29 protein-coding genes are annotated in these 25,514 nt (G+C 70.6%); 18 read left to right on the plus strand and 11 right to left on the minus strand.

The window, feature by feature from the left end:
- Together ACY34I_RS35930 and ACY34I_RS35935 are read left to right on the plus strand one after the other, a co-directional pair.
- The coding region (locus ACY34I_RS35930) for a hypothetical protein (protein ID WP_462759608.1) at positions 1-219 on the plus strand (219 nt) is incomplete at its 5' end.
- Positions 220-289: 70 nt separating this feature from the next.
- Positions 290-685 (plus strand): STAS domain-containing protein, encoded by a 396-nt coding sequence (locus ACY34I_RS35935; protein WP_462759609.1) that lies wholly within the window; start codon positions 290-292, stop codon positions 683-685.
- On the opposite strand, the gene ACY34I_RS35940 is transcribed toward ACY34I_RS35935, so the two are convergent.
- Positions 596-1,573: a sigma-70 family RNA polymerase sigma factor gene (locus tag ACY34I_RS35940; protein WP_462759610.1), complete on the minus strand. Its 978-nt coding sequence runs from the start codon at positions 1,571-1,573 to the stop codon at positions 596-598. The two genes, ACY34I_RS35935 and ACY34I_RS35940, sit on opposite strands and share 90 nt — an antisense overlap.
- 130 nt (positions 1,574-1,703) lie before the next feature.
- Between ACY34I_RS35940 and ACY34I_RS35945 the strand changes: the two genes are divergently transcribed.
- Both ACY34I_RS35945 and ACY34I_RS35950 read left to right on the plus strand, forming a co-directional pair.
- The gene (locus tag ACY34I_RS35945) at positions 1,704-2,528 is read left to right on the plus strand and encodes an alpha/beta fold hydrolase (RefSeq protein ID WP_462759611.1); all 825 of its coding nucleotides are present in this window, start codon (positions 1,704-1,706) and stop codon (positions 2,526-2,528) included.
- A gap of 126 nt (positions 2,529-2,654) precedes the next feature.
- A complete protein-coding gene (locus ACY34I_RS35950) occupies positions 2,655-3,311 on the plus strand; it encodes a maleylpyruvate isomerase N-terminal domain-containing protein (RefSeq protein ID WP_462759612.1) in 657 nt (218 codons plus the stop codon).
- 39 nt (positions 3,312-3,350) lie between these two features.
- Here the strand turns inward: ACY34I_RS35950 and ACY34I_RS35955 are convergent, their stop codons facing one another.
- Entirely contained in the window at positions 3,351-4,304 is a 954-nt protein-coding gene (locus ACY34I_RS35955) for an EamA family transporter (protein ID WP_462759613.1), read from the minus strand.
- A gap of 69 nt (positions 4,305-4,373) precedes the next feature.
- On the opposite strand from ACY34I_RS35955, the gene ACY34I_RS35960 reads away from it, so the two are divergent.
- From ACY34I_RS35960 to ACY34I_RS35970, 3 genes are all read left to right on the plus strand, one after another.
- A complete protein-coding gene (locus tag ACY34I_RS35960) occupies positions 4,374-5,255 on the plus strand; it encodes a LysR family transcriptional regulator (protein ID WP_462759614.1) in 882 nt (293 codons plus the stop codon).
- A 75-nt stretch (positions 5,256-5,330) separates the two neighbouring features.
- Positions 5,331-5,711 carry a hypothetical protein gene (locus ACY34I_RS35965; protein ID WP_462759615.1) on the plus strand — a complete coding sequence of 127 codons (381 nt, stop codon included), beginning with the start codon at positions 5,331-5,333 and terminating at the stop codon, positions 5,709-5,711.
- A gap of 103 nt (positions 5,712-5,814) precedes the next feature.
- Entirely contained in the window at positions 5,815-6,192 is a 378-nt protein-coding gene (locus ACY34I_RS35970; RefSeq protein ID WP_462759616.1) for a hypothetical protein, read from the plus strand.
- Between the two features lie 134 nt (positions 6,193-6,326).
- On the opposite strand, the gene ACY34I_RS35975 is transcribed toward ACY34I_RS35970, so the two are convergent.
- From ACY34I_RS35975 to ACY34I_RS35985, 3 genes are all read right to left on the minus strand, one after another.
- Positions 6,327-7,523: an NAD(P)/FAD-dependent oxidoreductase gene (locus ACY34I_RS35975; RefSeq protein ID WP_462759617.1), complete on the minus strand. Its 1,197-nt coding sequence runs from the start codon at positions 7,521-7,523 to the stop codon at positions 6,327-6,329.
- 95 nt (positions 7,524-7,618) lie between these two features.
- Positions 7,619-8,563, minus strand: a complete 945-nt coding sequence (locus ACY34I_RS35980; protein ID WP_462759618.1) for an RNA polymerase sigma-70 factor — start codon at positions 8,561-8,563, stop codon at positions 7,619-7,621.
- A 65-nt stretch (positions 8,564-8,628) separates the two neighbouring features.
- Positions 8,629-10,080, minus strand: coding sequence for an MFS transporter (locus ACY34I_RS35985; RefSeq protein WP_462759619.1), 1,452 nt, complete (start codon positions 10,078-10,080; stop codon positions 8,629-8,631).
- 253 nt (positions 10,081-10,333) lie between these two features.
- On the opposite strand from ACY34I_RS35985, the gene ACY34I_RS35990 reads away from it, so the two are divergent.
- The 4 genes from ACY34I_RS35990 (at position 10,334) to ACY34I_RS36005 (ending at position 13,072) form a co-directional block, all read left to right on the plus strand.
- Positions 10,334-10,705 (plus strand): YciI family protein, encoded by a 372-nt coding sequence (locus ACY34I_RS35990; RefSeq protein ID WP_462759620.1) that lies wholly within the window; start codon positions 10,334-10,336, stop codon positions 10,703-10,705.
- Entirely contained in the window at positions 10,702-11,913 is a 1,212-nt protein-coding gene (locus tag ACY34I_RS35995) for an RNA polymerase sigma factor (protein ID WP_462759621.1), read from the plus strand. The genes ACY34I_RS35990 and ACY34I_RS35995 overlap by 4 nt, the downstream gene beginning before the upstream one ends.
- A gap of 203 nt (positions 11,914-12,116) precedes the next feature.
- Complete coding sequence (locus ACY34I_RS36000) at positions 12,117-12,491, plus strand: TSCPD domain-containing protein (RefSeq protein ID WP_462759622.1); 375 nt, start codon at positions 12,117-12,119, stop codon at positions 12,489-12,491.
- Between the two features lie 11 nt (positions 12,492-12,502).
- Positions 12,503-13,072, plus strand: a complete 570-nt coding sequence (locus tag ACY34I_RS36005) for a nucleotidyltransferase family protein (RefSeq protein ID WP_462759623.1) — start codon at positions 12,503-12,505, stop codon at positions 13,070-13,072.
- A gap of 100 nt (positions 13,073-13,172) precedes the next feature.
- Here ACY34I_RS36005 and ACY34I_RS36010 read toward each other — a convergent pair whose 3' ends face one another.
- The 5 genes from ACY34I_RS36010 to ACY34I_RS36030 all read right to left on the minus strand — a co-directional run bounded on the left by ACY34I_RS36010 (position 13,173) and on the right by ACY34I_RS36030 (position 16,473).
- On the minus strand, positions 13,173-13,754 hold the full coding sequence (locus ACY34I_RS36010; protein WP_462759624.1) for a DUF5317 family protein: 582 nt from the start codon (positions 13,752-13,754) through the stop codon (positions 13,173-13,175).
- Positions 13,755-14,093: 339 nt separating this feature from the next.
- Positions 14,094-14,555 (minus strand): GNAT family N-acetyltransferase, encoded by a 462-nt coding sequence (locus tag ACY34I_RS36015; RefSeq protein WP_462759625.1) that lies wholly within the window; start codon positions 14,553-14,555, stop codon positions 14,094-14,096.
- A gap of 137 nt (positions 14,556-14,692) precedes the next feature.
- Positions 14,693-15,349, minus strand: a complete 657-nt coding sequence (locus ACY34I_RS36020; protein ID WP_462759626.1) for an MFS transporter — start codon at positions 15,347-15,349, stop codon at positions 14,693-14,695.
- A gap of 97 nt (positions 15,350-15,446) precedes the next feature.
- The gene (locus ACY34I_RS36025; RefSeq protein ID WP_462759627.1) at positions 15,447-15,908 is read right to left on the minus strand and encodes a hypothetical protein; all 462 of its coding nucleotides are present in this window, start codon (positions 15,906-15,908) and stop codon (positions 15,447-15,449) included.
- 169 nt (positions 15,909-16,077) lie between these two features.
- Positions 16,078-16,473: a DUF3224 domain-containing protein gene (locus tag ACY34I_RS36030; protein ID WP_462759628.1), complete on the minus strand. Its 396-nt coding sequence runs from the start codon at positions 16,471-16,473 to the stop codon at positions 16,078-16,080.
- A 286-nt stretch (positions 16,474-16,759) separates the two neighbouring features.
- On the opposite strand from ACY34I_RS36030, the gene ACY34I_RS36035 reads away from it, so the two are divergent.
- The gene (locus ACY34I_RS36035) at positions 16,760-18,724 is read left to right on the plus strand and encodes a zinc ribbon domain-containing protein (RefSeq protein ID WP_462759629.1); all 1,965 of its coding nucleotides are present in this window, start codon (positions 16,760-16,762) and stop codon (positions 18,722-18,724) included.
- Between the two features lie 9 nt (positions 18,725-18,733).
- Here ACY34I_RS36035 and ACY34I_RS36040 read toward each other — a convergent pair whose 3' ends face one another.
- Complete coding sequence (locus tag ACY34I_RS36040; protein ID WP_462759630.1) at positions 18,734-19,345, minus strand: TetR/AcrR family transcriptional regulator; 612 nt, start codon at positions 19,343-19,345, stop codon at positions 18,734-18,736.
- 41 nt (positions 19,346-19,386) lie between these two features.
- Here ACY34I_RS36040 and ACY34I_RS36045 point away from each other — a divergent pair, with 41 nt between their 5' ends.
- The 6 genes from ACY34I_RS36045 (at position 19,387) to ACY34I_RS36070 (ending at position 25,400) form a co-directional block, all read left to right on the plus strand.
- The gene (locus tag ACY34I_RS36045; protein ID WP_462759636.1) at positions 19,387-20,922 is read left to right on the plus strand and encodes an ABC-F family ATP-binding cassette domain-containing protein; all 1,536 of its coding nucleotides are present in this window, start codon (positions 19,387-19,389) and stop codon (positions 20,920-20,922) included.
- A complete protein-coding gene (locus ACY34I_RS36050; RefSeq protein ID WP_462759631.1) occupies positions 20,916-21,752 on the plus strand; it encodes a Vgb family protein in 837 nt (278 codons plus the stop codon). The genes ACY34I_RS36045 and ACY34I_RS36050 overlap by 7 nt, the downstream gene beginning before the upstream one ends.
- A gap of 125 nt (positions 21,753-21,877) precedes the next feature.
- Positions 21,878-22,324: an OsmC family protein gene (locus tag ACY34I_RS36055; RefSeq protein ID WP_462759632.1), complete on the plus strand. Its 447-nt coding sequence runs from the start codon at positions 21,878-21,880 to the stop codon at positions 22,322-22,324.
- A gap of 189 nt (positions 22,325-22,513) precedes the next feature.
- Entirely contained in the window at positions 22,514-24,061 is a 1,548-nt protein-coding gene (locus ACY34I_RS36060; protein WP_462759633.1) for an alkaline phosphatase D family protein, read from the plus strand.
- Between the two features lie 190 nt (positions 24,062-24,251).
- Positions 24,252-24,950: a calcium-binding protein gene (locus ACY34I_RS36065; RefSeq protein WP_462759634.1), complete on the plus strand. Its 699-nt coding sequence runs from the start codon at positions 24,252-24,254 to the stop codon at positions 24,948-24,950.
- 243 nt (positions 24,951-25,193) lie between these two features.
- Positions 25,194-25,400 (plus strand): hypothetical protein, encoded by a 207-nt coding sequence (locus ACY34I_RS36070; RefSeq protein WP_462759635.1) that lies wholly within the window; start codon positions 25,194-25,196, stop codon positions 25,398-25,400.
- The last annotated feature ends 114 nt before the right edge of the window (positions 25,401-25,514 follow it).

Here is a 25,514-nt window from a genome sequence, read left to right on the forward strand (position 1 = left end):
CGGATCGCCCAGTGGGCCTGCAACACCACCGGCGACCCCTACCAGCGGTGGTGGTTCGCAGGCAGCGGGCAGCTCAACACCAACGGCAACGCCAATGCCGGACTGCACAACGTCGGGTCCGGGACTTGCCTGGACGCCGACGCATCGGACGTCGGCCAGAACGGGACCATCTTCCAGTGGGCTTGCTCCGCCAGCGACCTTTTCCAACTCTGGAACTGACCGCGTGATCTGTCCAAGCGTCATGCCCGGCAGACCCGTCGGCCGTGCCGAACAATCGGCCGGGGGAGCGATGAGTTTCGCGGCGGCGGGCGGTCCTATCCAGGTGACGGCCGCCGGGATCTCCTTCGCTGTCCGCGCGGCGGTGACCCGCGCGGACATCCCCGTCCTGTGCGCCGACCTCGCCGAGCTGCTGCGTGGCCGTGGCCCCGGCATCGTCACCTGCGACGTGGGTGGCGTGGCCCGGCCCGATGTGGTGACGGTCGAGGCGCTGGCCCGGCTGCGGTTGACCGCGCGGCGGTACGGCTGGCGGCTGGTCGTCAGGGGAGCCGGCCCCGATCTGCTGGGGCTCGTCGGCCTGCTCGGCCTGACCGACGCGTTACCCGAGTCGGGCCGGCAGACCGAACAACGGGAAGAGACGGGCGGTCTCGAGGAAGTTGGTGATCGCCGCGATCCGCCCGGCGGATAGCTGCAGCACGATCAGGGCCCACGGGTCGTGCCCCGAGCCGGTGGAGCTGGGCCGGTACTGCCCGAACGCCGGCATCCCGTTGGCCACGACGGGCACCAGACGCGATCCACGGCAACCGCTGCCCGTGCCGGCCATCCAGGCGTGGATGTCGCCGTGGCCGCGCAGCCACAGCGGCAGCGGCGGCATCGACAGGGTCACGTCCTCGTGCAGCAACGTCGTGAGCGCCTCGAGGTCGTACGCCTCGAAGGCCTTCACATAGCGCGCGAGCAGCGCCTTCTGCTCGTCGTCCAGCGGCTTGTACACGTCCGCGGCGGTGTCGGCGGCCGCGAGCGTGGCCCGGGCCCGCTGGAGGGCGCTGTTGACGCTCGCCACCGAGGTGTCGAGCAGTTCGGCCACCTCCTGCGCCGACCAGGCCAGCACCTCGCGCAGGATCAGCACGGCGCGCTGCCGCGGCGGCAGGTGCTGCAGCGCCGCGACGAACGCCAGCCGGACGGACTCGCGCTCGGCGACCACGGTGGCCGGGTCGCTGTGCTCCGGCAGCACCCGGCTGTCCGGCGCCGGGCCCACCCAGATCTCGTCGGGGCGCGGCTCTCCCGGCTCGGTGGCGCGGCCGGACCCGGCCGGGCCGAGGTCCATCGGCAGCACCCGCCGCTGGGCGCTGGACAGCATGGTCAGGCACACATTGGTAGCGATCCGGTACAGCCAGGACCGCAGCGTGGACCGCCCCTCGAACCGGTCGAGGCCGCGCCAGGCCCGCACGAAGGTGTCCTGCACGGCGTCCTCGGCCTCGAAGACGGACCCCAGCATCCGGTAGCAGTAGCCGGTCAGCTCCGACCGGTACGCCTCGAGTTGCGCCTCGACGGAAACACTGGTCACCACATCACTCACCCGGCCCAACCTAGTCGAGCATCCTCCGGTACGGGCGTCGCAAAACTCGCCTCGCCGGCAGCGATGAGTTTCCGCGGCCCGGCTGGTCATTACCGACGTCAGTTCGAGAAGAACCCGTGAGGAGCACGTCATGACCGCCACGCAGTGGAGCGCCGCCGGCTCGGGGCAGTACGCCGACGTCAACGGCATCAACCTGTACTACGAGACGCACGGCGCGGGACGCCCCATGATCCTGCTGCACGGAGGTCTCTGCTCGGGCGAGATGTTCGCGCCCATCCTGCCCTCGCTGACCGACCACCACCAGGTCATCGTGGTCGACCTGCAGGGGCACGGCCGCACCGCCGACATCGACCGGCCGCTCGACCTGGCGCTGATGGCCGACGACGTCGCCGCACTCATCGACCACCTCGGGCTGGAGCGGCCCGACGTCGTCGGATACTCCCTCGGCGGCGGGGTCGCACTCCAGGTCGCGATCAGGTATCCGCACCGGGTGGGCCGCCTGGTCGCGGCGTCGGCCAACATCCGCCGCGACGCCATCTACCCGGAGATGCTCCAGCAGCAGGGCCAGGTCAGCGGGGCGGCCGCCGAGTTCATGAAAGACACCCCCATGTACGAGCTCTACCAGCGGGTCGCCCCGCGTCCCGAGGACTTCCCCCGGCTGCTGGACAAGATCGGTGAGGCGATGGCGAAGGACTTCGACTACACCGAGGAGGTCCGCGGCCTGCAGGTGCCGACACTGATCGTCGCCGCCGACGCGGACATGGCGCCCCCGAGCCACTACGTCGAGGTCTTCAAGCTGCTCGACGGCGGGCTGCGCGACGGCGGCTGGGCGGGCGAGAACCGGCCGAAGGGTGGCCACGCCCTGGCCATCCTGCCCGGGCTGACCCACTACGACATCGCCGACTCACCGCTCTTCGCCGCCGTCACGCTCGCCTTTCTCGACAAGCAGGAGTGAGCCGCTGCTGCGCCGCCCGGCAGCCCCGGACTGCCGGGCGGCGAGCCGGCCATCGCCGGCCAGCACCCGCTCGCGCCGACGGAGTCGGCCTCGACACCGCCCCCGGTCCGGCAATACCGTGCCGCAGTGGATCTCTTCTCACGCTCCTGGGCAGCGTTGCGCACGGCGGTCGCCGAACTCCCCGACCGGGACTTCGAACGGCCGTCCGGCTGCACCGGCTGGCTCGTGCGGGACCTGGTGTGCCACCTGATCATCGACGCGCAGGACGTCCTGATCACCCTCGTGACGCCCGCCGACCCGGAACCGACCCGGAACGCGGTGTCCTACTGGAACGTCGCCGAAACGCCGCCGACCGGCGACGACCCGCTCGACGCGCTGATCGTCCGGCTGGCCGCCGCCTACGAGGAGCCGCGGCTGCTGAAGTTCCACTTGGACGACGTCGGGTCCGCCGCCGGGCGCGCCGCCGAACTCGCCGATCCGGCGGTCCGGGTCGGCACGCGCGGCGAGGTCCTCACCGTGGGCGACTACCTTTCCGCGTACGTCCTGGAGTGGACGCTGCACCACCTCGACCTGATCGCGCACCTCCCAGGCGCGGCGGACCCGCCCGCCGAGGGGCTCGCCCGGTCACGCGACATGCTGGAGACGATCGCCGGGGCCCCGTTCCCCCCGTCGTTCACCGACAAGGACACGCTGCTCGTCGGCACCGGACGCCGGCCGCCGACCAACCCGGAAAAGGCCGAACTGGGCGAGCTGGCTGCCAAGCTCCCGCTCATCCTCGGCTGATGCCCCTGTCGGGGATCCGGTGCCACGCTCGTGGACCCCTCAAGCTGACGGGGTGTGATCTTCAGGTTGGTGACGTGGGCCGCCCTGCTGTGGCGTGGCGGTCGAGGCGTGCTGGACGGCCAGGGCGTTGGCCGACACGACGATGGCGATGCCGAGCCACTCGTGCGGTTGCACGACCTGGCCGAGGAGGACGAGGCCGGCGAGCGCGGCCAGTACCGGATGGATGCTCATGAACACGCCGAAGAAGCGGGCCGGCACGGTACGCAGCGCGACCACGTCGGCGGCGTAGGGCACGACCGAGCTGAGGATTCCCGCACCGATGGCGTAGAGGATTCCGGTGCCGGCCAGTCGCCCCTGCGCGAACAGGGTGACCGCGACCGGCAGGTAGAGCAGCGCGGACACCAGGGTTGCCGCCGCCGGTGCCTGCAACCCCGGCAGGCGGGCCCCGACGAGCCGGTTGAGCAGGATGTACGCCGCCCAACACGTCGCCGCGAGCAGGCCCAGCCCGACGCCGAGGTAGTCGCTGGCCGGGTCCGGTAGGACCAGGACGTACACACCGACGCAGGCGCCCGCCGCGCAGAGCAGGTCGAGCCGGGTCCGGGAACCGGCCAGGGCGACGGCGAGCGGGCCGAGGAACTCCAGCGTGACGGCCAGGCCGAGCCCGATCCGGTCGATCGCGCTGTAGAGACTGAGGTTCATCGTGGCGAAGACCAGGCCGAGCAGCAGGGTCGGCCACCACTGCGCCCAGGTGAAGCGACGCAGGTTCGGGCGTACGGCCGGCAGTAGCACCGCCACCGCGACGAACTGCCGCACGGCGACGACCCCGGCGGGCCCGAGGGCGGCGAACGCGTGCGCCCCCAGGGCCGCCCCGACCTGGTTGCTCGCCGCGCTTCCGGTCATCGTGGCGATCCCGGGCAGCAGCGGCCCGCGGCCGGCGCCGGCCGGTCGGCGGAGGCCCTGAGCAGCAGCTTCACCTGCCGTCTTCACGGTCATGACGGCAGTGTCGACCCGCGCTGACTGATACGAGAAATGCACAAGCCGCGAGAGTTATACGCTTGGCGTATGGATGTGCAGCTGCGTCAGCTCCGTACGCTCGTCGCGGTGGTCGACGCCGGCACCTTCACCGACGCGGCGGCTGTCCTGGGGGTCTCCCAAGCGGCGGTCTCACGTTCCGTCAGCGCCCTGGAGGCGACGCTCGGCGCTCGCCTGCTCCAGCGAACGACCCGGCACGTCTCGCTCACCCCCACCGGCACCCGCGTCGTCGCCGCCGCGCACCGGGTGCTCGACGAGGTCGCCCACCTGCAACGGATCGTCGAGGAATCCCGCACCGAGCTGCGCGTCGGCTACGCCTGGGCGGCGCTGGGCAAACACACCAGACGACTGCAGAAGACCTGGGCCGCCGCCCACCCCCAGGTGCCGCTGGTGTTCGTGCAGTCCAACACCCCGACCGCCGGGCTCAGCGAGGGCACCGCCGACATCGCCGTGATCCGCCGGGACCTGGTCGATCCCCGCTTCGACACCGCACTGCTCGGCGTGGAGGCCCGCTACGCCGCCGTGGCCACCGACAATCCGCTGGCCCGGCGACGTTCGGTACGCATCGCCGACCTGGCCAGGTACCCCGTCGCCATCGACAGCCGAACCGGCACCACCACACCCGCCCTGTTCGGGCCGGGCGCCGAACCCGCGACCACCCGCACCACCCACGGCGTCGACGAGTGGCTCACCCTCATCGCCGCCGGTCAGGCGGTCGGCATCACCTCCGAGGCCACCGCCAACCAGAACCCCAGGCCCGGGGTGGCGTACCGCGCCGTCCGCGACGCCCAGCCGATACCGGTCTGGCTGGCCTGGTGGAAGGACGACCCACCCGCCCACCTCACCGAACTCGTCAACCTGGCCTGCGAAACCTACCGGGCGGTCCAACCCCGGCAGGACCGCCGCGCGTAGGCGCCGCTGCCCGTGCCCGAAGGGCCCAACTGGTGGGTACGTCTGGATTCATGATCGCCGGTATACGATCCGCCGGTGAATCGATCCCTCGCCGCGAGCCTGCTGGGCGCCACCCTCCTTCTCGCCGCTTGTACCGACGAGAAGCCGGCGGCAGCCCGGCCCAGCCCTGACAAGTACACCCTCGGTGGTTGTACCGGGGTGGCGCGCCTGGTGGAGGAGAACGAGCGTTTCTATGCCCAGAACGGCACCGTCGGAGCCCGGGCCGCCAATTCGACGGACCCGGCTGTCAGCGCTGCCGGCCGGGAGTTGGTGTTGGCCGTGAAGGAGGCCGGCGACCTGGACGTGAGCAGCCACGGCAAGGCGGACATGACCCAGGCCGAAGCCCGGATCGCCGACGCACAGCAGAAGCTGATGACGGCCTGCCGCGACCTACTGGGCGAACCGCCCTGGTCCTGACCGCCCGGTCGCCTGACCGCTCCCGCAGCCACGGGTCCTCTCCTTGCGCCCCGGTCCTCATCACTCGCGAAGGCCGGCCGGATACGAACGAGCAGGTTGTCGCATGACCACGGAGGGCAGCCGGTCGCAGTGGCCCACCGACAAGCTGAACGCCCTGCGCCTGGGCCGACGCTTGGTGACCGAGGTAACCGCCACCGGACCCGGCCGGCGAGCGTTCGTCGACATCCGACCCGTCACGACCGCCGCCGACGCCGACGCCAGGCGGCAAGGCTGGACCCGTTCCGACCCTGACCGGACCTTCATTCTTGAGCACTGGGACTACGACGCCGGCCAGATCACCGGCTTCGACCACGACCTCGGCGCGAGCCTCGTGCGAGCCACCACCGTCACCGGCGAGGCCCGGCTCGGCGCGGCTATCGAGGCATGGAACCTGCGGCCCGAGCAGTTCCTTCATCCCTGGCAGACCGACGACCCGAAATAGCGGTCAACCTCCCTGCGGAACTTCACCGATCCACCGGGCCGATGCCTCCAGCAACCTGCCCGGCGATCGTCGCCGGGTAGAACGACGGCGAAGCGGACGTCCTCGCACCGAGGGCGCCCGCTTCGCTTCCTGCGCTACGCCAGCGCCTTGACGGCCGAGCCCGCCGCGGCCCGCTCGGACGTGAGCCGGCGGCGCCGGGTCGGCAGCCCGAGCGTCGGGTTGGCGACGCCCCAGGCGGCGCCCTTGCAGACCAACTCCTTGTAGACGGCGGCGAGCCGTCCGGTCAGAACCGCCGGCACGGCGCGGTCGTCGGCGGTGACGTACTGGATCAAGCCCTCCCTGCGGCCCAGCGAAATGCACTGGTTGAAGTAGCGGATCGGCGCGTTCGGAAGCTTCCCGCCGGTCAGGCGCGCCGCGATCGCGTCGGCGGCCTGCCACGCGGCCGGGGTGCCCGAGGCGCACGACATTCGCAGCGGCTTGTTGCCCGGTCCCATCGCGTGGGCCGCGTCGCCGACGGCGTACACGTCGGGGTGCGAGACCGAGCGCATGGTCCCGTCGACGACGATCTGGCCGGTGCCGGTGGCCTCCAGGGTGGTCGCCTTCGCGATCGGGTGGACCGCGAAGCCGGTGGTCCACACGGTGACCGCGGCGGGGATGGCCTTGCCGTCGGCGGTGGTGACGCGGTCGGCTTCGACGCCGGTGACGGCGGCGTGCTCGTACCCGGTGATGCCGAGCTTGGCGAAGACCTTCCGCAGGTGCTCGCGGCCCTTGGGTGAGAGCCAGTCGCCGAGGCCGTCGCGGGCGGCGAGGGCGACGTCGAGGTCCGGGCGGGCTTCGGCGATCTCGGTCGCGGCCTCCACGCCGGTGAGGCCGCCGCCGACGACGACCACGGTCTGCCCGGCCTCCAGGCGGGCCAGGCGCTCGCGCAGCCGGAGTGCTCCGGGGCGGCTGGCGATCTCGTAGGCGTGCTCGGCGGTTCCGGGGACGTCTTGGGCGTTCCAGCCGCTGCCGAGGGCGTAGACGAGCGTGTCGTAGGTGAGTTCTTCGGCGCCGTTCGCGTCAATGACGGCGACGGTCTTGCGGTCGACGTCGACGCCGGTGACCTTCGCGAGCTTCAGTTCGACGCCGGTGCCCGCGAACATCTCGTTGAAGGGCCGGGGCTTGAGGTCCTGGCCGACCGCCAGTTGGTGCATGCGGACGCGTTCGACGAAGTCGGCTTCGGCGTTGACGAGGGTGATGGCGACGTCCTCGCGGCGGAGCCGCTTGGCGAGGCGGCCGGCGGCGATGGCACCGGTGTATCCGGCTCCGAGGACGATGATGCGGTGCTGCATTTCGGTGCTCCTGTCGTGCGCGCGGGCTTGCCACTTGAACCGGGCGGCCCGCCGTTTGCTGACAGGAACGTGATGTGAAGCAGCTCACACGAGGGTCAGAAGGCGTTGAACAGCGGTTCCCCGTGGTCGGAGGCCGCGAACCGCTCGGTCGCGCGTTCGAGTTTGTCGGGGTTGACCTGGCTGCGGAACGCGGTGATGCCCTCGGCGGTGACCTCCAGGCACATGACGCCGACGACCCGGCCGCCGACGACGGCCACGACGGCGGGGTCGCCGTTGGCGGTCCAGGCGTAGACCTCGGGCGTGCCGCCGACGATGGCGCGCTTGGCCTCGGCGGGTTTGAACAGGCCGCGCAGGAACTTCGCGACCGCGACGGCGCCCTCGAACGCCTTGGCGCGGGCCGGGACCTTCCCGCCGCCGTCGCCGATCGAGATGGCGTCCGCGGTGAGCAGGCGCACGAGCGGCTCGGTCTGGCCGCTCCTGGCGGCCGCCAGGAACTCTTCGACGATCCGCCGGGCGGCGGCCTCGTCGATCTCGGTGCGGGCCTTGCCGTCCGCGATGTGCTTTCTGGCGCGGTGGAAGATCTGCTGGCTGGCGGCTTCGGTGATGTCGAGGATCTCGGCGATCTCCCGGTGCGGGTAGTCGAAGGCTTCCCGCAGCACGTACACCGCCCGCTCGTTGGGGGAGAGGCGCTCCATGAGGGTGAGGACCGCGTACGACACCGACTCGCGCTGCTCGGCGGTGTCGGCCGGGCCGAGCATCGGGTCCCCGGCGAGCAGCGGCTCGGGAAGCCATTGGCCCACATAGGTCTCGCGGCGCGCCCGCGCGGAGGTGAGCTGGTTGAGGCACTGATTGGTGAGCACCTTTGTCAGCCAGGCCTCGAGTACCTCGATGCGGTCGACGTCGGCGGCCTGCCAGCGCAGGAAGGTCTCCTGCACGGCGTCCTCGGCCTCCCCAGCGGAGCCGAGGAGGCGGTAGGCGATGGCCTCCAGGCGCGGCCTGAAGGCCTCGAACCGGTCGACGTCGTTCGCGGTCAAGGGCACGGCCCGATCCTAGGCGCGCGGCGATGCTGCCAGACTTCCGGTCGCGCCGTCGATCAGCCGCAGTTCTATGAGCGCAGCGCCTCGTAGTCGGGGAGTGCGGCCGGGATGGTCCGGGTGGCCGGGCGCATGGTCAGGGTCAGCACGGCCAGCCCGGCGAAGATGATCGCGGCGACGACGCCGGTGACGTGCAGGCTGGTGGTGAACGCCTCCCGCGCGGTCTGCAGCAGTTCCGCGCCCTGGCTGGCGGGAAGATGCTGGCTGGCGGCGACCGCGTCGGCCAGCGAGTCGGACGTGCCGTCCATCCGGCTGCGATAGACCACCGCGGCCACCACGCCGAGCAGCGCGAAGCCGAGCGAACCGCCGACGTAGTTGCCGGTCTCCGACATCGACGCCGCCGAACCGGCGCGCTCCGGCGGTACGGACCCGACGACCAAACCGGTGCCCAGCGCGAACAGCGGGCCTGTGCCCAGCGCCAGTACGGCGATGCCGATCATCACCATCGGCAGGGCGCTCGCACCGTGGACTCCGACCAGCAGCAGGCTGCCCAGCGCCGACCCCACCAGCCCGCCGGCGATCGCGGTCGGCTGCCTCATCCGCCGGGTCAGTGCCGGCGCGGCCATGGTGCCGACCGCCACGCCCAGGCCCATTGGTGCGAACAGCACCGCCGACGCGACCGGCGAGAAGCCCAGCACGCTCTGCAGGAATTGAGTCACCATCAGTCCGGTGCCCGCCATGGCGATCCCGGCGAAGACCAGCGCGACGATCACGGCCGTGAACGGGCGGTTGCGGAACAGCCGTAGGTCCAGCAGCGGCGCCTCCAGCCGCAGTTGCCGGCGTACGAACAGCAGTCCGATGGCTGCGCCGACGACGAGGGCCACCGCCGGCACGACCGACACGCTCTCGACGGTCAGCTGCTTGATGCCGTAGACCATCAGCAGCACCGCCACGAGCGACAGCCCGACACTGCCCAGGTCCAACCGGCCGGCCTGGTCGCTGCGGAACTCCGGCAGCAGGACCGGCCCGGCGAGCAGCAGCAACGCCATGGCCGGGACGGCGGCCAGGAACACCGATCCCCACCAGAAGTGCTGGAGCAGGAACCCGGCGAGTACGGGTCCGAGCGCACCGCCGGTGAACTGGCAGGTCGCCCAGATGGCGATGGCCTGCCCACGCTGTCGTTCGTCGCGGAACATGTTGGTGATCAAGGCAAGTGTGGACGGCGTCAGGGTCGCGCCGGCGACGCCCAGCAGCGCCCGCACGACGATCAGCATCAGCGGGCTGGCCGCGAAGGCGGCCACGACCGACAGCACCATGAACGCCGCTGCGCCGATCATCAGCAGCCGCCGGCGGCCGATCCGATCGCCGAGCGTACCCATCGTGATGACCAGGCCGGCCACCATGAATCCGTAGCTGTCACTGATCCACAGCTGCTGGACGTTGGTGGCACCCAGGTCGGCGCTCAGCCGTGGGAGCGCGAGGAGCAACGCCGTCATGTCCATCGCGACGAGCAATGTCGGCATCATGAGAACGATCAGTCCCAGCCGTGCCCGGTTGACTCGCATATCCGAAACTTCCTTTTCTCTCGACCTTTCGCTGCTTGGTCGGAGCGGCGGAGAGCTTCTTGACATCGGTACGGGAGGAAAATCCGGTCCGGGCGAGGCACCGGTGAAATTTCGTGCGAAGGTCCTGGCGGGGATGTCAAGACGACGGCGGTAGCTCCGACCAACTGGTCGAAGGGCCCAGCCGGGGCTCGCGAGCCACGAGGAGTACGAGATGCAGTTCTTGATCAGCATGTACATCAACCCGGCTGTGTTGGACGCGCTGACCGACGAGGAGAAGGCGGCGATCGGTGCGGGGCACGGCAAGTTCATCGAGGCGCTGAAGGCCTCCGGCGAGTTGATCACCACGCAGGCGCTGGTCGACCCGTCACAGGCCGCCGTGGTGTCCGTACGCAACGGCCAGCCGGTGGTGACCGACGGACCTTTCCTGGAGTCCAAGGAGTATCTGGGCGGTTTCTACCTGATCGACTGCGAGAACAAGGAGCGGGCCATCGAGCTGGCATCGCAGATCCCGGACACCGCGATCGAGGGCCTGGGGGTCGAAGTGCGGCAGGTGATGTTCGCCGACGGACAATTGGAGGCATGACAGCACCAGCCGCCGAGGACCTGCTGCGTGAACTCACGCCGCAGGTCCTCGGCGTGTTGGTACGCCGGCACGGCCAGTTCGAAGGGTGTGAGGACGCCGTACAGGAAGCCGTCCTCGCCGCGACCGTGCAGTGGCCGGCCGAGGGGGTGCCGGACAACCCGCGCGGCTGGCTGGTGACCGTCGCGTCCCGGCGGCTCATCGACGAGATGCGCAGCGACCACGCGCGCCGCGAGCGGGAGGCGGCGACGGCCACCGAGGTGCTGCCCGAGGAGGTGCCGGACACCGACGACTCGCTCGTCCTGCTGTTCCTGTGCTGCCATCCGGCGCTGACCGCGGCCTCCCAGACCGCCCTGACGCTGCGGGCGGTCGGCGGCCTGACCACGGCCGAGATCGCCCGCGCGTTCCTGGTGCCGGAGGCCACGATGGCGGCCAGGATCAGCCGGGCCAAGCAGCGCATCAAGGCCGCCGGCAGCTCCTTCAGCCTGCCGGACGGCGCCGAGCGCGAGGAGCGGCTACGGGTCGTCCTGCACGTGCTCTACCTGATCTTCAACGAGGGCTACACCGCCTCCTCGGGCAGCCAGTTGCACCGTGCCGACCTCGCGCACGAGGCGATCCGGCTGGCCAGGATGGTGCACGCGCAGTTGCCCGAGGATGGCGAGGTGACCGGGCTGCTCGCGCTGATGCTGCTGACCCACGCCCGCCGGGAGGCACGTACGACGGCGGCCGGCGACCTGGTGCCGCTGGACGAGCAGGACCGGACGAAGTGGGACCGCGGGCTGATCGACGAGGGCATCGAGTTGGCCAAGACATCGCTGGCCGGCCCGGCATTGGGCCCTTATCAGCTGCAGGCCGCCATCGCCGCCACGCACGCCGGCGCGGCCACCGCGGAGGAGACCAACTGGCCGCAGGTGTACGCCCTCTACCTGATCCTGGAACGGATCGCGCCCAACCCGATGGTCACCCTCAACCGGGCGATCGCGCTCGCGGAGACCGAGGGCCCGGCGGCCGGGCTGGCCCTGCTGTCGACGTTGGACAGCGACGAACGGATGGCCGGGCATCACCGGCTGCTGTCCGTACGGGCGCACCTGCTGGAGAAGGCCGGCGACCCGGCCGGGGCGTACGAGCACTACCGGCGTGCCGCGAAGTCCACCGCCAGCATCGCCGAGCGACGCTACCTGGAGTCCCGGGCCAGCCGGGTGAAAACGTAGGCAAGATCCTTCGTCGAGCACTCTGACCTCGGGTTCGTTCACATGTGCGAATGGACGCCGTGTCGTGCTGGTGCCCACCCGCCCGGTTGCCTACCGTGTCGTGTCTTGGCCGAGGCGGCCGAGCTCGCGCACAGGGAGGAGACCGCACGATGACGGACCCGGAACAGCGCGTCCCGGCGCCGCGGCGGAGGCCGGGGTCGACGGTGGAATTTGTCCTGGACGGCACCGAGGGCCGGCTCATCACCGCTGTCGCGCCCGACGGGCGGCTGACCCACGTCGACCTGCGCGTCGACAAGCACGGCTCGACCCTGGCCGGACTGACCGAGGCGCTGTCGACCGCAGTCACTACCGGCCTGCGCGCCGGCGCGCCGGTGTCCGCATTCGTGACAGAGTTGTGGCAGACCCGCTACACACCCGCCGGCCGCACGGATGACCCTGAAGTACCCGAGGCGACCTCGCTCGGCGACTACCTCGCACGGCGTCTGCACCACCTCGCCGCCGAGCGACCACACGATGGCGCCCCACGTCGCCCGGCACTCGGCGCCGCCGCTGACCGGGCGAGGAGCGGGACGCGGTAGGGGAGAAGACGGTGCGAGAGGACGAGGTTCGCGCACTCATCCGGAAGAACCGGTGGCTGGTGCGGGCACTAGGGGTCGTGCGCGACTCCGGCCTGCCCGACGCCTGGATCGGGGCGGGCGTCCTACGAGACCTGGTGTGGGGTGAGCGCTACGGCAGCGGGTTCGACCCCTCGGCAGTGCGCGACGTTGATGTCGCCTTCCTCGACCCGGCAGACCTGAGTCGCGACAACGACGACCGGGCCACCGAGCGGTTGGCGGCGGCCTGGCCGGAGCCTGCCTGGGAGGCGAAGAACCAGGCCGCCGTGCACACCTGGTATCCCGCCAAGTTCGGCAGTTGCCCCGTCCCGCCGTTGCGGACCATCGCCGAGGCGGTCGCCACCTGGCCCGAGTACGCCACCGCCGTGGCGGTGCGTCTCGACACCGACAACCAGATCGTCGTCTGCGCGCCGCACGGTCTCGACGACCTGCTTGACGGTGTGTGGCGACGAAACCCGACCCGGGTCAGCCCGCAGATCTCCCAGCAACGGCTGGCCCGGCACCGCCCCGCCGACCGCTGGCCGGGCGTCCGGGTCATCACCTGACACATCACCATCGGTGCCGGCAACAGACCGGAGTTTTGCTTGGGCACCGAGGCGGGTTCGGTGCTGTCGCGCGAACCGTTCGCGCGGTGGAGAAACGGCGTCAGTCTCGGACCATTTCCACCGGCGTGATCCGGCGGTCGTCCCCGTGCATGAGGGCGGCGACGAGCAGGGCGACACCTGTCATCAGGACGACATCGCCGACGCTGACGACCACGTCCAGCCACGGTACGGGCAGGATGTCGCCGAGCGCCGCGAGCCGGGTGGTCGCAGTACCGACCGTGTGGTGGGGATCCAGCGTGGGGCCGGTCGGGGCGGCGCCGACATCGTGCAGCGCCGCCGGTGCGACCGGCATGTGCCTGTTGGGCAGGATCGCCGCCCCGTTCAACGCCGCGCCGGTGAGGACGACGGCGATGCCGGCGCGGGCTGGTCGGGACAGGCGGGGAAGGTTGATCAGCATCGCGACGCCGACCGTGGCGAACACGAGGGCGGTCAGCCACCGCTGGGCGGTGGCGGAGAGCAGCCGGGAGCCGGGCGGGACGTGGGTCAGCAGTTGTACGCCCGCGGCCGCGTACAGGAGCCAGAGGCCCCGTAGCGGCTGTTCGGCGAGCCGACGCAGCCGGCCGCCGGTGAGGTAGCCGGCGGCCAGACCGACGAGAACGGGGCCGACAAGAAGCAGGGACATCTGGTCACCCGCCCTCTTCCAGTGGTACGCCGATGGTGTGGAGCGGGGCGGCCAGGCCGACGCGGTTTCTCATTCTCGACGCGCGTCAGCCGCCGTGTTCGTACGGGGCGCCGACGGTGTAGAGCAGGGTGGCGAGCGCGGCCAACGCGAGGACGATCCGTAGCTTCATGGCGGTCGATGCTATGGGTTGGTGGACAGCAACTGACTCGGTGGTGTCGGCAATGATCTGGACCTGTCCGTGCAGAAAAAGTCAGGCATTCAGGCATTTGGATGCTCGCTGGCCGGCCTGTCGACCGCTGGAAGACCTCGGCACCGTCGGGCATACGAGCGCGGTGAGCCCTACAGGGCCTTCGTCATGAAAACGCTGTTGGGATCTTCCCTGTAAGAACCGAATGGGGGGCAGAGGACGAACCCTGCCTTGGCATACAGCGCTCTGGCTGGAGCGAAGAACTCCATGCTGCCGGTCTCCAGCGAGATCCGGCGAATCTGGCGTCCCCGAGCATCACCCAGCAGATGGTCGAGGATCCAGGTCGCGACTCCCTGACCTCTTCGCTCCGGATCCGTCCGCATGCTCTTGAGCTCCTCATGTCCCGGCTCCAGTGCTGCGAGAGCGCCAGTCCCGACAATCTCTTCGCCAACCGAGGCGACCCACAGGCTGACGTCGGGTCGCTGCAGCCCACCGAGATCCAGTGCATGCCGGCTCTCGGCAGGGGCCGTGGGCGCGAGGTCGTCAAGATGTGCCCGAAGAAACGCCCCAAGGTTGGGGTCAGCGAAGTCGGCACGCGCGATACTCAGGTGCATGGTGGCATGATGTCGGGGCCTTGTTGCCGTCACGTTTCGCGCCGCCAGTGACGGCCACCACCTCGACGCCCTGCCATCGGCACGGCGCCGGCGCTCGCCGCCGGGTGCGGCTGAGCTGCCCTACGCCGCCCGTTTCTTCATGCCAACGGTGCGGCCGGCGGCTGAGCCGGCCGGGGCGCGCGCTGCATCAGCACGATGATCCCGCTCACCGCGGTGGCCAGCAGCGCCACCACCTCGAACGGCACGGCCAGCATGAAAGGCCACCGCCAACCGAGCATCCGCGTCAGAAGCGCCCCAGCCACGGCTCCGAGAACCAGCGCCAGCACCACCGCGCCGGCGACGAGTGGCGCCACCCACACGCGTCGTGCCCCCACCTGCGCAACCAGCACGGCCGTGACGCCCCAGGCCAGACCGGCCCCGAACCCGGTCACCGCGCGGCCGAGCAGCAGCGGGCCGCTCCCCGAGGCCAGCGCGGTCAGCAGTGACCCGGGAACCAGCAGCGCGATCGCGGGCAACGCGACGGTGGTCGGCCACCGCCGGCCGACCAGAGCGCCGATCGGAACCGCCAGTGCCGCCGGCAGCAGGTAGGCGACGAAGATCCAGGGGATCCCCGAGGTCGGCAGATGCATGTCCCGCTGGACGGCGGCGGATTCCGGCCCGACGGTGACGGTGAGCAGGAAGGCGCCCAGCGACGCGGTGAGTGCCGGCCCGATCAGCAGCCAGACCGGACGGACCCCGGGGCGTGGGCTGTATGAGGGAACCTGGTTGGCGGTGCCGAGGAAGGACGTATTCACCCGGGAGAATATACGGGGCGGGTCTGCGGCAGCCGTACGTGATGCGCGTTGATGCCGGTCCGCGTCCGCTGCCGAGAGTGCCCAGGTGCCTCTGTGATCAGAGCAGCGGGCGGAAGTCCGGTCCGTCGGTCGTGGCCAGCAACTCCCACCCGAAGGCAGCCAACGTAACGTCTTTCCGAGCACCGAAATCCTTCATCAGCGTGGCGATCGGGCCATCTGGAAGACCATCCGCCACCGTGCCGAACACTGTCGCCGGAGATGCTCCTAGCCGCTGTGCCACGATCCACGGCAACGCCAAGCCTACCATCACGTCTCGTTCATCATCGGGTTGCACGCAGCAGGCGAGTGCGGTGGCCAGCAAGGAACGGCGTAGTAAATCGATGGATGCCTCCCTTAGCGCAAGGGTGGCGAGGCGAGCGCCGTAGCGTCCGAGGGCGAGCGAGGCAGACGGGTCAAGGGAGTCGAGAAAGCCCTGATCAACAGGGTGCGGCACCCGTGCCAGGATGGCCTGAGCAACCCAGTCGCGGTCGCCTGGGATCCTCTCCAGGTTCGGCTTCACGTGTTCAGGATGACAAGGCCGAGAGATGCTCGACCATGCCGAGTTCAGGACATCGATGGTCAAGGACTTGCGATGTCAGTCCTCGTAGAGCGGACGGTCAGCCGGGTTGGGTTTTGCGTCGTCGATGCCGATCGCCCGTAGGTCGTCAGAACTGCGTGCAGGATCCGGGTCAGAGCGTGTAGACGAGTGTGAGCACCTGGAACTGGAACTCCATGGCGCGACCCGAGATGCCGGTGAGTCCTCCGGTGCCCGAGTTCGGGACGATGTTTCCGTAGCTGCTCTGGTCGGTGCCCTCGGCCAGACCGCCGTGCTGGATGACGAACGTGCCGTGCCGACCGTCGAGAGTGCCTTCGATCCGCTCGGATGCCACATAGCCGCCGCCTGCGGCGCCCTGTGCGGTGAGTACCTCCGCGACACCGGTACCGTCGACCACGCCGTGGTAGCGCTTACGGATGGTGACCCGGGTCAGCTTCGGCTCCTCAGCGCCCTCGTGGTAGACGGTCTCGTTGAAGTCGACGATCTCGAATGCGGCTTCGATCGTGCGTTCCGCCTGCTGAGCTGCCATGGCGACCAACGCTAACCGACCTGTCGGCGAGGCGTCCGGCTGGCATCGGCCGTGTGCTCCACCGCACCACCATCCGGCCTGGCGCCGGTCCCGCTGCCGGGGTGACGGCAACGGTACGCGGCCGGGGAGTCCGGCAGGCTGACCAACTTGATTAGGAATCGTCGGTGATCATAGATTAACCCTGTGGACCGGCGCTTCGCTTTTGGGCTGGCTCGGGGGAGATTCCGGTGACGTGGGCCGGTCGTGATCGCGGGTTCTCCTGGATCGATGTTGAGGCGATGAGCCGGTGAGCGGAAAGCTGCCGCTGGCCGAGGGCGAGACCTCCCGTACCGCTTGCGCCCGCGCTTTGCTCCGATCAGGGATGGACGAGAAGAGCGGTGAGGTCCTGTCGCAGGCCGTGCTTGCCCAACGTGTTGGCTGGTGTGCCGATCTGGTGGCGGGCATGGTCTCCGGCCTGTTGGCAGAGCGGTGGAACTGCGCGGATGTGGAGGTGTTGGCCTCCGGAGACGACGCGGGTGGCCGAAAACTTCCGTCGAACGCGTGGATGGCGCTGCGACGCTTGGGCTGGACGGTCGCCGCGCCGGTGGGTGTGAGGGTCAATGACCGGATCGTGCGGATGGCGCAGGAACAGGCCGGGCGTGCCCTGCGCTCGGTGAAGTGGCGCGCTGACCTTACCGCCGGGGTGCTGGCCACGTGGCCGGCCGATCCGCGTAAGCGCACCCCACAGGAGTGGGAGCAGGTACGCAAGGCGGTTCCGGGCGGGGAACATCTCCCGTCCAGCATCGTCAAGTCCCGCACTCGGCAGGCCGCGAAGTTCCTTGCCGCCAATGGCCGGCTGCCGGTGGACGTGTTCGAAATCGAAGGCGTCCCGCGAGTCGCGCGGATGCTACTGCTGGCCGCGTGTGACCGGCAGCAGGCCACCATCGAACGCAGCGACACCGACCCTCGGAGGGTGTTGCTGCGCTTGCAGTTGCCCACCCGCCCAGATCCGCGGGCCTATCGGGATTGGACGTGGGTGGCTTGTCCGATCATCCTGCCGCCCACGGTTCCCGCCTCGGCGGTGCTGCACCTGCCCACCCTGCGCGTGATCGGCCGGCAGGTGCGCGCCGATCTCGCGTACACGCACGCCGTGCCGAAGGCCCGGCGGACCGGTCACTCGGTGGCGCTGGGTGTGGACTGGGGGCTGAACACCCTGTTGTCCGCTGGAGCCCTGCGACTGCACGAGGGCGGGCGGATCACCGCGTTGGGGGCGGGTGGCCAGTTCCGGGCCGCCGGGGTCCTCGCGAAACAGCACCGCCTGCGGCGGCTGTCCGAGCGGTTGCACGCCAAAGCCGACCACTACCAACGCCTCGCCGGCCGTGACGAGCGGCATCAGCTCGCGGGCAAGCTTGCGGTCCTGCGCGCCGAGATCCGCCACGTCTCCGACCGGCGGACGAACCTGAACGCCGCGCTCGCCTGGGCCGCTGCCCGCTGGGCCGTCGACCAGGCCATCGCCGCCCGGGCGACCGTCATCTACGTCGAGGACCTGCGGTCGCTGGAGGCCAAGGGCATGGGCGCCACCCTCAACACGCGCCTGTCCCAGCAGGTGCGCGGGCAGATCAGCGACCGGATGCGGCACCTCGCCGCCGAGACGGGTATCGCCGTGGTCACCGTCCCCGCCCGGAACACCTCGAAGCACTGCCCCCAGTGCTTGACCCCGCTACGGCACTGCAAGGCCCCCGACAAGCCGACCGTGGCGGGTTGGAAGTGGGCGATCTGTCCCCACCAGTCCTGCCGGTGGCAGGGCGACCGAGATCAGGGTGCCTGGCGGCGGATCGCCGCCCGCGGCCTGGCCCATCAGGCAAAGACCGTCATCGACAAGGCCAGCGGGCACATGGTGATCCGCGCCGTGGTCGACAAGCTTGAAGCGTCGGCGGTTATCACGACAAGCCACCGGGGGGATCGGTCGAAGGCTGGTCCCACCCGGCGCAAGGCACCACGCCCCGCGCCCAGGCGACGCAGGGCACCCTCCCCCACCCGGCCTCACGGCCGGGCGGGTAAGCGTCCGGAGGGACACGCACCAACGGACCGGCCAGGGCTGCCCCGCGCAGCCCACCGACACCAGGGCGTGAACACGACCAGCACACCCACCACCGGCCACCAGCCACGCGGAGCCGCGCTGGGCGCAGGATTCCACCTGCACGCCCACGCCTCCCCACCACGGTGGGAAACGATTCCGGAAACTCAATCCGACTCAGGATCAATAAGCTGATCAGGGACGCTAGATGGCGCCGGCTCGGGCCGCGGCGACGGCGGCGTCGGCGGCTCGGTCGCCGTCGCGCTCGGTTACCGGCTCCCGGGTGATGAAGAGCCGGTAGTAGATCGGCGCGACGGCCATCCTGACCACGTCGGCGACGTCCGTGTGGGCGGGCAACTCGCCGCGCTCGACGGCGCGGCGTACCACGGCCGCGGCCTGGTCGTGGCGCGCGACGAAGAAGTCGTGCAGTGAGCGTGCGGCGTCGCTGCTCTGTACGGCCGCTGCCACGAAGGCGCTGGCGATCGGGCCGTCGACGGGATCCGTGAAGCCGAGCCGGACCAGCCGGACGATCTCCCGCAGGTCGTCCTGGACGGAACCGGTGTCGGGCACGGGCCACGGTTCGTCCCGGGCGAGTTCCAGCGCGTCGGCGATCAGGCCTTCGGCGTTCGTCCAGCGCCGGTACACGGTTGTCTTGTGGACCCCCGACCGGGTTGCCACGTTGTCCACGGTCAGCCCGTTGTAGCCGTGTTCGGCCAGTTCGGCGAGGGTGGCCTGGCGTACGGCGTCCCGCACGCGGGCGCTGCGTCCCCCCGGGCGCTTCTCCAAAGTCTCCTCCAGTTGCGTTAGTTGGCGCACCGTGCTAGCTTAACGCTACACGAGTTGCGATTGGGGTTTGCATCCTGACCACACAGCTGTCCCTCAAGGGCGTCACCAGGTCGTACGGTCATCGGCTCGTCCTCGACCAGCTCACCTTCAGCGTCCGCCCCGGCGAGCGCGCGGGCATCGTGGGCGAGAACGGTTCGGGCAAGTCCACGCTGCTGCGGCTGATCGCCGGGGTGGATGTACCCGACGACGGTGAGGTGATCGTCAGCGCCGCGGGCGGCGTCGGATACCTGGGGCAGACCTTGGACCTGCCGGGCGACCACACGGTCCAGCAGGCCGTCGACGCCGCGCTGGCCGAGCTGCGCGCCCTCGAGCGGGGTATGCAGCGGGCCGCGGAGGCCGAGGACATGGCGGCGTACGGCGAGCTGCTCACCGTGTTCGAGGCGCGCGGCGGCTACGAGGCCGACGCCCGCGTCGACAAGGCGATGTACGGGCTGGGCCTGGCGCACATCGACCGCTCCCGGGTGTTGTCGAGCCTGTCCGGCGGCGAGCGGGCCCGGCTGGGGCTGGCCTGTCTGCTGGCCGCCTCGCCAGAGATCCTGCTGCTCGACGAGCCGACCAACCACCTCGACGAGGCGGCGACGACCTGGCTGGAGGAACGGCTGCGCGACCACCCGGGCACGGTCCTGGTCGTCTCGCACGACCGGGTCTTCCTCGACCGGGTGACCACGGTGATCCTCGAGATCGAGGGTGGCACGATCACCCGGTTCGGCGGCGGGTACAGCGGGTTCCTGGCGGAGAAGGCGGCGGCCCGGCAGCGCTGGGAGCAGGCGTACGCCGACTGGCGCGAGGAGATCCGGCGGGTCACCGAGTTCGCCGCGACCACGGCACAGCGGGTGGCCCAGGGCCGCCCCATGACGGACAACAACAAGATGGCGTACGACCGGAACGCCGGACGGGTGCAGAGCTCCGTCGCCTCGCGGGTACGCCAGGCGCAGGAACGGCTGCGTCGGCTGGAAGCCGACCCGGTGCCGCGCCCGCCGGAGCCGCTGTGCTTCCGCGGCGTCTTCGCCGGTACCGCCGGTTCCGAGCGCACGCTGGTCGAGTTGCGCGACCTGCACGTCGAGGACCGGCTGCACGTGGCGTCGCTGACGATCGGCGCGCGCGACCGGCTGCTCGTCGAGGGCGACAACGGCGCGGGCAAGTCCACGCTGCTGCGGGCGATCCATACGGCTGCGGGATCGCGGGCCGGCTACCTGCCACAGGAGGTGGACTTCCGACCTGGGAGGACCACCCGCGAGACGTACCCGGGCGAGCCCGAGGCGCTGCTGGTCACCGGCCTGTTCCACCCGGAGGCGCTCGACCTCGACGTCGCGCAGCTCTCCGTGGGCCAGCGGCGCAGGCTGGCGCTGGCCGTCCTGCTGGCCGGCGAGTACGAGCTGCTCCTGCTCGACGAGCCGACCAACCATCTGTCCCTGGCCTTGGCCGAGGAGCTCGAACAGGCGCTCGACGGGTTCGGCGGGGCGCTGGTCGTGGTCACGCACGACCGGGCGCTGCGGCAGCGCTTCAACGGTCGGCGGATTTCACTTTCGGGGGGTCGCATATGTTGATCAACGGTTCGCCGTACGGCGTCGTCACCGGGCCCGATGGCGCCCTGTGGTTCACCCTGGCACAGCAGGGGCAGATCGGGCGGGTCGTGCCGGGCGGTGAGCCCACCCTCTTCCCACTGGATCCGGCCGACGGCCAGCCCACGGTGATCATCGCGGGGCACGACGGCGCGCTGTGGTTCACCGAGTACGCCGGCGGCCGGGTCGGGCGGATCACCGTGGACGGGACGGTCCGCTCGTTCGACGTCGCCTCACCGTACGGCATCGTGGCTGGTCCGGACGGCGCGATGTGGTTCACCCAGCTCCAGGGTGACCGGATCGGCCGGATCGATCCGGCCGGCGAGATGCGATTCGTCGACCTCCCCACCGAGAACGCGATGCCGTCGGCGATCGCGGCCGGGCCGGACGGGGCGCTCTGGTTCACCCTCAACCAGGGCAACGCGATCGGCCGGGTCACGGTGGAGGGCGAGGTCCGGGTCCATCCGCTGCCCACCGAGGCCGCGGCGCCGGTGGGTATCTGCGCCGGCCCGGACCGGGCGATGTGGTTCGTGGAGATCGGCGCGGGCCAGGTCGGCCGCATCGACGGTGCCGGCGCCGTGACCGAGTACCCGTTGCCGGACCGGGCGGCGCGGCCGCACGCCATCGTGGCCGGCCCCGACGACGCCCTCTGGTTCACCGAGTGGGGCACCGGCAAGCTGGGACGCATCACCACCGACGGCACAATCGAGGAGTATCCGCTCGCGGGCGCCGAACCGCACGGCCTGACGGTGGGGCCGGACGGCAGGATCTGGGTCGCGATGGAGTCGGGCGCCCTCGTGCCGGCGGAGCGCTGACCCGCCGCATCGTCGCCCAGTTGTCGCCCGTCACCCCACTCGTCCCCCCGCGCCGCCTGAGGACGGCCGATCGGCCGGCCAGGCCGGTGGCTCGGGGACCAAGAGGCCTGGGTAGCTTCCCTGTCATGAGTGAGGACACCTTCCGCTCGGTGGAGATCGAGCGCACCAGCGTCGGGAAGTACGTCGTGCGGAACGCCCGCGGCGGATCGATGTCGATGGGCACGGGCGGCCAGGACGCCAGCTTCACGCCGGTGGAGCTGCTGCTGGCGGCCATCGGCGGCTGCACCGCGATAGACGTGGACCACATCACCAGCCGCCGTGCCGAGCCGACTCAGTTCTCCGTCGAAGTCAGTGGGGACAAGATCCGGGACGAGGCCGGCGGAAACCGGATGCAGAACCTCAAGGTTGAGTTCACCGTGACGTTCCCGGAGGGCGCGGACGGCGACAAGGCGCGCGAGGCGCTGCCCCGGTCGCTGCAGCAGTCGTACGACCGGCTCTGCACCGTCTCCCGTACCGTCGAGCTCGGCACTCCCGTCTCGATCGTCGAGGCTGACGGTTCCACCGAGGACTGAGGTTCCGGGCGTACCCCGGGCGCGACGGCCGCCCGGGGCCGAACACGCCGGCTACCCTCGCGCGTCTACCCCCTGGCCCCGCTGATGTCTGCGGACATGTTCGCCTTCGGTCTTCGCGCGGCCACCCGCCGGCAATCTTGGTCCCAAGAATCGGTGGTGATCTTTCACCACCCTTGAAGGGACCGTCGCATGCCCCCTCTCCACCGGCGCGCATTCCTCGGGCTGACCGGCGCGGCCGGCGCGGGTGTCGCCGCCGCCATCGCCGGCTTCTCCTCGGCACCGGCGTGGGCCGACCCCAGTTTCGCCGACAACCCGTTCACCCTGGGTGTCGCCTCCGGCGACCCGCATCCTGACGGCGTCGTCCTGTGGACCCGCCTGGCACCGGACCCGCTCGCCCTCGACGGGTCGGGCGGGATGCCGGCGCGGGTCGTCCCGGTGCTCTGGCAGGTGGCCGAGGACGAGCAGTTCCGCCAGGTGGTCCGCGCCGGCGAGGAACTCGCCACGCCGGAGCTCGGCCACTCGGTGCACGCCGAGGTGACCGGCCTGCGCCCCGATCGCGAGTACTACTACCGGTTCCGGGTGGGCACACGGCTCAGCCCGGTCGGGCGGACCCGCACGGCGCCTGCGTACGACGCGGACCGGCGGCACCTCGCCTTCGGCTTCGTGTCCTGCCAGAACCTGCCGGCCGGGCATTTCACCGCATACCGTCACCTGGCGGAGGAGGACCTGGACCTGGTCCTGCACCTCGGCGACTACATCTACGAGGGGCCGGGGGCCAGCGCGATCGGTCGCCCGCACCTGCCCGCCACCGAGATCTTCTCGCTCAGCGATTACCGGATCCGGCACGCCCAGTACAAGACCGACGCCGACCTGCAACTCGCGCACGCCCGGTTCCCGTGGGCGGTCACCTGGGACGACCACGAGGTGGAGAACAACTACGCCGACGAGATCTCCGAGGACCGGAAGCAGTCGCAGGAGAGCTTCCGCCAGCGTCGGGCGGTCGCCTACCAGGCGTACTACGAGCACATGCCGCTGCGCCGGATGAGCATCCCGCACGGGCCGGACATGCAGCTGTACCGGCGGCTCCGCTACGGCAACCTCGCCGAGTTCAACATCCTCGACGGCCGGCAGTACCGCTCGGACCAGGTGCCGACCGGAATGGACGACCCGTCCCGGACCATGCTCGGCAGCGCGCAGGAGCAGTGGCTGCTCGACGGCCTGGCCGCCTCGACGGCGCGGTGGAACGTGCTGGGCAACCAGACCGTGATCGCCGAAGCCGACCGTGACCCCGGCCCCGGCAAGAAGCTGTCGGACGACAACTGGAACGGCTATGCGGCGGCCCGGCAGCGCCTCTTCGACGGTGTGGTCGAGCGCGGCGTGCAGAACATGGTGGTGGTCACCGGCGACGCGCACTGCAGCATGGTCGCCGACCTGAAGCAGAACTTCGACGACCAGTCGTCGCGCACCGTCGGGGTCGAGTTCCTCGGCACCTCGATCACCTCCGGCGGCAACGGCTCGGACATGGACACGCGGGGCACCGAGTGGCTGGCCAGCAACCCGCACATGCGGTTCTACAACGGCCGGCGCGGGTACGTCCGCTGCCAGCTCCACCAGCAGCAGTGGCGCACCGAATACCGCGTCCTGCCGTACGTCACCGACCCCGGCGCTCCGGTGTCCACCCGGGCCAGCTTCGTGCTGGAGAACGGCCGGCCGGGAGTGCAGGTGGACGTCGCCTGACCGACTCCGACGCCGGGCCGACACCGGGCCGACACCCGGCGTCGGCCCGGCGGCCAGGCATGACGGACACGGCGTGCAGGTCGGCTTCGATCCCTTGGCGTCGCGGCAAACTGACGGTGATCCGACGGCGATACGACGGCGGCACCCCTATGCTTGGCGCGGATCCGGTCCGTCTTCTTTGGAGCTGCTCGTGCGACGTTCGCGATGCCTGTCCGGAATCGGGCTGACCCTGCTCACCACCGTCTTCGGCGCCGTGGTGGCCACGCCCGCCGAGGCCGCCACCAACGGCACTGCCACCGCGGAGGACAACCCCGGAGGCCCGAGCGTGGTGACGTTCACCGCCGGCATCGGGCGAGAGAACCAGGTCATCATCACCGGCAGCGGCGGCGGGGTGATCACGATCGACGACGCGTTCCCGATCACCCCCGGCATAGGCTGCCAGCAGGTCCCGGGCGATCTGACCCGGGTGAACTGCTACGTGCTCGACCTGGTGCCGAGGGTCAACGTCGCGACGTTGGGTTTCAACGACTCCATCACGAACAACTCGTACTCCCCGATGTCCGCCGACGGCGGCGCCGGGGACGACATCATCAACGGCGGGGGTAACAACGACCGTCTGATCGGCGGTGACGGCGCCGACAAGCTGTGGGGTCTCGGCGGCGACGACTGGGTGTCGGGCGATGCCGGAAACGACCGGGTGTCCGGCGGCGAGGGCAACGACACTCTCTTCGGCGGCGCCGGCGACGACCTCATGTACGGCAGCTACGGCGACGACACCCTCGATGCCGGCCTCGGCAACGACAAGCTGGACGGCGGCCCGAACGACACCGTGGCCGGTGACCTCTGCCTGGGTAAGACCACCGACGTGAAGACAGGCTGCGAACGCTGACTGCTTGATCGCTACGGTCCTCGCGGCGCCGGAACGGGCGGCGAACCGGTGCTCAGAAGGGGTAGGAGCTTCCGGTAGTTGTAACGGCGGAGACAGGGCCAACGCTGAGCCACATGGGATGGCCGCGATCCATGGCCAAGCCCCTCGCCGAGCGGGAGGACAGGCCCCACACCCCCCGATGGTCCCGTCCGGCTTCGCCATGTCTGACCCGTAACAGCGACCCCTGACGCTGCCGGAGGCCCCATGATCGTCGAATCGACCACCCGCACGCCGCCGCCCCGCTGGCCGGTCAACAACGTCCGGCCGGCACCTGCCGGCTGGAACCAGCCGACGCGTCCCCTACCAGAGGTACCGCAGCGGCCGCGTGACTGGTTGCCGTACGCCGCCCTGGGCGGCACGGCCGTGATGATCGGATGCATCGCCACGGTCGTGGTTGTCCTGGCCCGATAGCCGGCCCTGCCCCAGTCGTCACCGCAAGCGCCCCCACCTCTGGTGGGGGCGCTTGCGGTGAGGGCCGCGCCGCGGGATCGCGGGACCGGCGATGTCACCCCGCCTTGCGTACGC

Source organism: Micromonospora sp. RTBAU3-60 (assembly GCF_054963695.1).

What these genes read in the sequence shown, in the direction of transcription:
- ACY34I_RS35935 (WP_462759609.1), top strand. Translation starts at nt 290, where the DNA reads ATGAGTTTCGCGGCGGCGGGCGGTCCTATCCAGGTGACGGCCGCCGGG.
- ACY34I_RS35945 (WP_462759611.1), top strand. Translation starts at nt 1,704, where the DNA reads ATGACCGCCACGCAGTGGAGCGCCGCCGGCTCGGGGCAGTACGCCGAC.
- ACY34I_RS35955 (WP_462759613.1), bottom strand. Translation starts at nt 4,304, where the DNA reads ATGACCGTGAAGACGGCAGGTGAAGCTGCTGCTCAGGGCCTCCGCCGA.
- ACY34I_RS35960 (WP_462759614.1), top strand. Translation starts at nt 4,374, where the DNA reads ATGGATGTGCAGCTGCGTCAGCTCCGTACGCTCGTCGCGGTGGTCGAC.
- ACY34I_RS35970 (WP_462759616.1), top strand. Translation starts at nt 5,815, where the DNA reads ATGACCACGGAGGGCAGCCGGTCGCAGTGGCCCACCGACAAGCTGAAC.
- ACY34I_RS35975 (WP_462759617.1), bottom strand. Translation starts at nt 7,523, where the DNA reads ATGCAGCACCGCATCATCGTCCTCGGAGCCGGATACACCGGTGCCATC.
- ACY34I_RS35985 (WP_462759619.1), bottom strand. Translation starts at nt 10,080, where the DNA reads ATGCCGACATTGCTCGTCGCGATGGACATGACGGCGTTGCTCCTCGCG.
- ACY34I_RS35990 (WP_462759620.1), top strand. Translation starts at nt 10,334, where the DNA reads ATGCAGTTCTTGATCAGCATGTACATCAACCCGGCTGTGTTGGACGCG.
- ACY34I_RS35995 (WP_462759621.1), top strand. Translation starts at nt 10,702, where the DNA reads ATGACAGCACCAGCCGCCGAGGACCTGCTGCGTGAACTCACGCCGCAG.
- ACY34I_RS36010 (WP_462759624.1), bottom strand. Translation starts at nt 13,754, where the DNA reads ATGTCCCTGCTTCTTGTCGGCCCCGTTCTCGTCGGTCTGGCCGCCGGC.
- ACY34I_RS36015 (WP_462759625.1), bottom strand. Translation starts at nt 14,555, where the DNA reads ATGCACCTGAGTATCGCGCGTGCCGACTTCGCTGACCCCAACCTTGGG.
- ACY34I_RS36030 (WP_462759628.1), bottom strand. Translation starts at nt 16,473, where the DNA reads ATGGCAGCTCAGCAGGCGGAACGCACGATCGAAGCCGCATTCGAGATC.
- ACY34I_RS36050 (WP_462759631.1), top strand. Translation starts at nt 20,916, where the DNA reads ATGTTGATCAACGGTTCGCCGTACGGCGTCGTCACCGGGCCCGATGGC.
- ACY34I_RS36055 (WP_462759632.1), top strand. Translation starts at nt 21,878, where the DNA reads ATGAGTGAGGACACCTTCCGCTCGGTGGAGATCGAGCGCACCAGCGTC.
- ACY34I_RS36060 (WP_462759633.1), top strand. Translation starts at nt 22,514, where the DNA reads ATGCCCCCTCTCCACCGGCGCGCATTCCTCGGGCTGACCGGCGCGGCC.
- ACY34I_RS36070 (WP_462759635.1), top strand. Translation starts at nt 25,194, where the DNA reads ATGATCGTCGAATCGACCACCCGCACGCCGCCGCCCCGCTGGCCGGTC.